The sequence below is a fragment of the Gelidibacter sp. genome (genome assembly GCF_035515035.1).
Lineage (GTDB): Bacteria > Bacteroidota > Bacteroidia > Flavobacteriales > Flavobacteriaceae > Gelidibacter.
In genome coordinates this window covers 1-4,617 of record NZ_DATJCA010000071.1, presented here as the reverse complement: position 1 = coordinate 4,617, position 4,617 = coordinate 1, and the positions used below count along the sequence as shown (strand labels likewise).

General features: G+C 39.6%; 5 protein-coding genes. 2 read left to right on the top strand and 3 right to left on the bottom strand.

What is annotated here, in order from left to right; translation table 11 throughout:
* Positions 1-915: WYL domain-containing protein (locus tag VLZ86_RS05765; protein ID WP_325449657.1), on the bottom strand; the 915-nt coding region annotated here is incomplete at its 3' end.
* A 152-nt stretch (positions 916-1,067) separates the two neighbouring features.
* Here VLZ86_RS05765 and VLZ86_RS05760 point away from each other — a divergent pair.
* A complete protein-coding gene (locus VLZ86_RS05760) occupies positions 1,068-1,442 on the top strand; it encodes a hypothetical protein (RefSeq protein ID WP_325449655.1) in 375 nt (124 codons plus the stop codon).
* A gap of 1 nt (position 1,443) precedes the next feature.
* On the opposite strand, the gene VLZ86_RS05755 is transcribed toward VLZ86_RS05760, so the two are convergent.
* Together VLZ86_RS05755 and VLZ86_RS05750 are read right to left on the bottom strand one after the other, a co-directional pair.
* Positions 1,444-2,247 carry a Swt1 family HEPN domain-containing protein gene (locus VLZ86_RS05755; RefSeq protein ID WP_325449653.1) on the bottom strand — a complete coding sequence of 268 codons (804 nt, stop codon included), beginning with the start codon at positions 2,245-2,247 and terminating at the stop codon, positions 1,444-1,446.
* Positions 2,248-2,598: 351 nt separating this feature from the next.
* Positions 2,599-3,276, bottom strand: coding sequence for a class I SAM-dependent methyltransferase (locus VLZ86_RS05750; protein WP_325449651.1), 678 nt, complete (start codon positions 3,274-3,276; stop codon positions 2,599-2,601).
* A 439-nt stretch (positions 3,277-3,715) separates the two neighbouring features.
* On the opposite strand from VLZ86_RS05750, the gene VLZ86_RS05745 reads away from it, so the two are divergent.
* A partial coding sequence (locus VLZ86_RS05745; RefSeq protein WP_325449649.1) for a phosphodiester glycosidase family protein occupies positions 3,716-4,617 on the top strand: 902 nt, incomplete at its 3' end.

The window sequence follows — 4,617 nt, the reverse complement described above, 5'->3', positions numbered from 1 at the left end:
AGACAATAACATTTGATACAGTTCATGATTAGGAATTACCTCAATAGTTATCGTTCGCTCCTCTTCATCTGTTTTATCCATTTTCTGCGATCCATGCAACGGTTTTGTCAACACATAGTTAATGCGCTGCTCTGAAAACTTCAGATATATCTCTTCTAATTTACCTTCTTCCGGCTTTGTGACTCCAATGATATCATCAAAATAATCCAACCAATTAATATCACTGGGTTCAAAACCATCAGACAATTCTTCAATTGAAATTATCCGGTCTAATGGATAATTTGAAATCGACTCATATTCCTTATTATAACAAAACAGAAACCAACGGTTATTATATTGTTTGACATGATACGGAAAAACAACCACGTCAAAATGCGGTTTCCCGTACGGCTCATAAATAACTCGTATTTGTTTACGCTTTACAATAAGATTAAATAAGGTAGAGATATGTTGTCGCCCCTTTAAATCAAAATTCTCTTGATAACTCACAATGCCATTATCGCCACTGGCTACCAAATTAAAAGCTTGAGCCATTCGTGGAATAAGTTCCTCCAACCACGAGAATTCCGCGCGATGTTTGTATCGGGACAAGATGGCAATAGTCGTCTCCAATTGCTCAATGTCATCAACATTTAATGGGTGATTAGCTATAGAAAAACTTCTATCTTGATACCGGAATGCTTTTTTACGTCCTTTTTTCAAATTCGCATCCAATTCAACAGCCCAACCAGCATCAGATTTCATGTGGTCAATGTCATATTGAAGTTGACGAAGTTTCACACCTTCTGTTCCCAATTCATACAACTCCTGATTGACCTCATTTAAAAGATCATCATAGTCATATAAACGATTAAAGTTACTGAAACAGCGGTCTAATATGGTATAGCGAATTTGGGCATGTTTGTTGGTTGCCATGAAGCGGAGTGAAATTTAAAATAAAGTGTTTACTAATGTTAGGGGTTTAAAAATAGGAAGTTTAAACTTAAAAAATGGAAATAAAAGTAAATAATATAACCATGCAACTGTATTGCATAACAGCTTTTGATATTTGTTAAAAATTAATAGGTATGAATGCACACGGAATTATAACATTAGAGGATTTGACTTATCATAAAAAAGTGAATTCTCTCACTTTATTTTGCCACGCTATTATGTGCATGAATTCCAATAATCTGTTTGATTTATTGGATGGTGATATTGATTATGAAGATATTGGTAAAATAAACTTTATACTTAAATTAAAGAATCGCTTTATTGAGCATCAAATTATGGGAGATACAGAGCTGAAGTTAGACTTGGATCATTGCTTGAACTGTAATTGTGATCAGCCTGTGTGTAGGTTTGTTGGAAACAATTCAAAAAGTGAGTTCGCATTATTTTTTGACATAAAAGAAAATAAAATAGTCGATATTTATCATTGCCATTTATACGGTGAACTATAAATTAATTATCATTTAATAATTCAAACCAATCATCAACATATATCTCTAATCTTTTGACCTCTTTATCAACCAATGGCGTGCAATGGGCTATGGGAACTCTTAATCGATTAAGATTGATCATTACTTCGTTGACGGAGTTTAAATTCTTGCAAAAATCATGTTGAAATATGGACCAATTTGAATTAATAATTTTACGCAAGTCTCCAAAAGTGGTATAGTCTATATTATTATCAGACCTTTTTGAATGGGGCATATCCAATTCATATGCGAGATTGTTTTTAACATTGTCTTTAACACGAACATCTACCTTTTGCCACCACTCTTTTCCGTAATTGTTTTCCATGGTGGTTTTGATCAAATTACGGATGGAGACTTCCAAACAATAAAAAAGTTGATAGCTAGTGCTCATGTTTATGGCCTCTTCCTTTAGAATAGTATCAAATCTATTTATAAGGTCATTGTGATTACTTGTAGCGCTTTTAATTGCCCTGTATTCAAAATTGTTACTAGACCTGGAGCCAGTCTTTTTTGGTGTGTTACTCAAAAACCTCGAATAGGTTTTTAAACCATTGATGTAAGTTCTATTGCCCTTATTTCCAAAATCCTCATATTTCCCACCAAAATCATATTGAAGTATTAAATTCTGAATCGTCTCGAAATCAGAAATTTCAAAAATATTTATAGGAGAACCTTTATGTTGTGAATAATGTTCAGAAACTTTATTTATTGATTTCGCGTAGCTATAAACAGTTCCGTCTGCCTTATTCTCAAATTCCGAAATCCACTTTTTAAATTTTTCTTCCATCTAATAACTAACTAGTATTACACTGCATTTCTCTGTGGAAATATGATCCCAAAAAAAGCACAAGTTAATAAAAAACCTTAAATAAAGAATATATTCTGAGATGATGAAATTAACATCGACAATATCTCAGAATAAGAACACATAAGCTTAAAAGGATTAACTTATTTTATTGTTTCCTATTTTATTCAGATCAATCAAATTTCAAATGAAACAGATTAATATTTAACCCTACCCCTTATATGTAATTAAGAAATTGATCGTATGCTATTTATGCGGGTTTTCTCAAGCAACCATCTAACTTTTAGTAAAGGGCTTCATACTTTCATTGACTTTGACCTCTTTAGAATACTTTTAAAACACCCTATAAAGCGTCGTGACAATCACCCCTCTTCCCTCCTTTAAGGTTACCGCGGTTAGTTGTTCGGCGGTTTTCACCTTAAAATCAAATGGTGCGGCCAGTAAGTTGACCCCACTTCCTTTTTTCAGTCGCGTGCCCTGGCCTGAAATAATATCGCGATTGGGGAGGAAGTCGCCTTCGGGCAGATGTTCGGTGAGGAGCACATATTTAAAAGGGGTTAATTTTTTCAGGATGCTTTGAATTTCGGCATTGGAGAGGTGTTGCAGGACCTGTCTTAAAATTGCCAAATCGCCTGAGGGTAAATCATCTTCGGCGAGATCCAAGCAGTGAAACTCTAAGTTATCGGCTTTATACTTTTCCTGGTGGTGGGCGATCAGGGCGGGGACGATATCTAGGGCATGGTACTTTTTGGTATGGGCCACCAAGTGCTTCCCGATATTAAAATCGCCACAGCCCAAATCGCACACCACCAAAGGGGTTTTAAAAGACTTTAAAAAGGTTTTAACCGCTTTTAAATAAGGGCCCACGATATCCGGGTGGTGCGAACCTTCCCCCGAGTAAAAGTCGGCATGGTTGGTTCCCCAAAGCTTCATGGCATACACTTGCTCCATCGCCTTTTTAGTGGGCCACGGCTTTTTTAAACGGGGGGTTGGGCGGTCTTTTTTATTCATAGCTCGGTTTTGTGCGGTTCGGCTTATTAAAAACAAACCTACAGATTATCTGTCACAACAGGGGCCATCACCCTTAGGAATTGTATCCTAAACTCCGATTTAAAACGGTGAGGGATGCCCTAAATTTTTGGTGGACCTAGCTTTAGGCATTTCGGCGTTTAGGCAGGATCCGTTTTATAGGTCTTCGTTTTGCATTTTGAACTGTATTTTAGTCACCTAAATATCATGGGCCATGTTAAACCAACTTTTGCTAAAAGCATGAGCATTAGAAACTTTGGTGCATTAGGAGTAAGTAGAAAAAGACCTTATCTTTATGGGCTATAAAACCAACGGTATTATGGCATCAACTCTGCCACAGCATCAACTAAAACCTAAGCTTGTTGAAAGCACGGGAGCCGATATAAATCGCTCACGGTACTAAATCGACTTGTCTAAAATCATGTACACACCAACTGCTATGCACCAAACACATTCCTTACCTCATTTTATGAACGCATCCAATTTTACCCTCCTGCTTTTGGGCTTTATTTGGGGTGGACTGCTCCACGCCCAAGAGATTGAGCTGAACTGGCAACCACGGCAAGACCTGAATACCGAACTGCCCGCTTCCATCCAACTCTTTGACACTTACGGTGCTCTTCCGGACGGGGCGCCACTTAGAGCCATGTACGCCGAGATTGACCTGCGCGATACCAATTTGAAATTTCGTTCTATAGGCAGTGATGCGGTGAGAGAGACTACGGCGGAAACCTATCAGAACAACAATGCCATCTTGGCGATCAATGGCGGGTATTTTGCCAGTGACCATTCGGTGAGCCTGATCATTGAAGACGGCGCTGTGGTCTCCAAAGGAAACCATAAAACACCCCGCGGTGCTTTTGGAATGGCCAATGGGAAACCTGAAGTCACCTGGACCCTCCCGGCACCCAACGGGGATTTTGCCCTAAAACTCAACGACCTTAAACAAAAAGGAGCCGGAACCCCGTGGTTGGCTTCCCAAGCCATTGGTGGCGGTCCTGTGTTAGTGAAGGATGGGAAGATGCGGTTGGACGCCAGTGCAGAAGGTTTTGGCACGGGTCATGCCATCCGTCACCCCCGATCGGCGATTGGGTATAAGGACGACCATACCTTGGTGATCCTGGTGGTGGATGGCCGACAGGAAGCCAGTGCAGGTGCCACGCTTCAGGAACTGGCGCAAATGATGCACCAATTGGGTGTGGTAGCAGCGGTCAATTTGGATGGCGGCGGATCTTCGGCGCTGATGGCGGCCAATGAGGTGGTGAACGTGCCGGCCAATGTGGACGGCGGCGACAGGAATACCTTACGTAAAAATGCGGGGGC

Coding starts and splice junctions, on each gene's coding strand:
- VLZ86_RS05760 (WP_325449655.1), top strand. CDS start 1,068: ATGAATGCACACGGAATTATAACATTAGAGGATTTGACTTATCATAAA.
- VLZ86_RS05755 (WP_325449653.1), bottom strand. CDS start 2,247: ATGGAAGAAAAATTTAAAAAGTGGATTTCGGAATTTGAGAATAAGGCA.
- VLZ86_RS05750 (WP_325449651.1), bottom strand. CDS start 3,276: ATGAATAAAAAAGACCGCCCAACCCCCCGTTTAAAAAAGCCGTGGCCC.